Source organism: Shewanella sp. K8, assembly GCF_028823715.1.
GTDB classification, from domain to species: Bacteria; Pseudomonadota; Gammaproteobacteria; order Enterobacterales; family Shewanellaceae; genus Shewanella; species Shewanella algae.
This window is the reverse complement of the sequence record NZ_JAPEHY010000091.1, coordinates 1-803: the sequence shown is the minus strand read 5'-3', so window position 1 is coordinate 803 and position 803 is coordinate 1. Positions and strand designations below refer to the sequence as shown.

Sequence of the window (803 nt, the reverse complement as noted above, 5' to 3'; positions counted from 1 at the left end):
CCCCCGTAATTTTTTCTGTCGCTTTGAAAATAACTCAAAAATTGCCATATTCTTTCCTCAATACAGCTAACGCCAAAAGCAGCGGGCGCACGTTAGTGCGTCCGACTGCCTTTTTTTGTTATGAGATATTGGTTGATGGACTGAATCATATAGAGCCTTGAATCCCAATCGCCCCTACAAGGTGCGCGATCTAGACCGCACAAGAAATAGACGCCAACCATGAGATCTCCATCGCTTGGTTTGTAGTATGAATTTATCGAAACTTCTTTGGTAGGTGAACCCAGTTCTACTTTATTGAGAAGACCTGATTCCTCACCATTGTAGGTATAAGCCTGAGTTGTGACTGGAACCCAATGTTGATCGATTGTTGAAGGCACAACAAGACGAACGTAGTTTTCCACTCCCACCTGCTTAATCTCAATGGAAAAGCCCAGCTCATCAATATTGCCAGGGGTAATCTCTATTGGCTTGGCCGGTGGCGAGGCATGGCAGGCCACTGAAATAAAAAGACCAGATAGGAGTGAAAGAATTCGAATCATGTGCTTCTCATAACAGCTGTATAGTGCGCATGCGCGTTTTAGTCCTCGGAGGAATGTAAACGCGCATCGCTATCTGTTTGTATTAGCTGGATATAATACCATTTAGTCCAAATATCCCTTGCAGCTAAACGCGCATGCGCGGTTTCCAAACCTATTATCTACCCGCTGTATTTTTTAACTTTATGAATTTAAATCTATTTTATCAAATGTTACGGAAATAACGCGCAAGCTTAGCTGCAAATTCCCGGCATTTTGTCCAGAACG

1 protein-coding gene is annotated in these 803 nt (G+C 43.2%); it reads right to left on the bottom strand.

What is annotated here, in order from left to right:
- Positions 1 to 92: 92 nt before the first annotated feature.
- Positions 93 to 539 (bottom strand): hypothetical protein, encoded by a 447-nt coding sequence (locus ON072_RS21035; RefSeq protein ID WP_261753074.1) that lies wholly within the window; start codon positions 537 to 539, stop codon positions 93 to 95.
- Positions 540 to 803: the final 264 nt, after the last annotated feature.

Coding starts and splice junctions, on each gene's coding strand:
- ON072_RS21035 (WP_261753074.1), bottom strand. CDS start 539: ATGATTCGAATTCTTTCACTCCTATCTGGTCTTTTTATTTCAGTGGCC.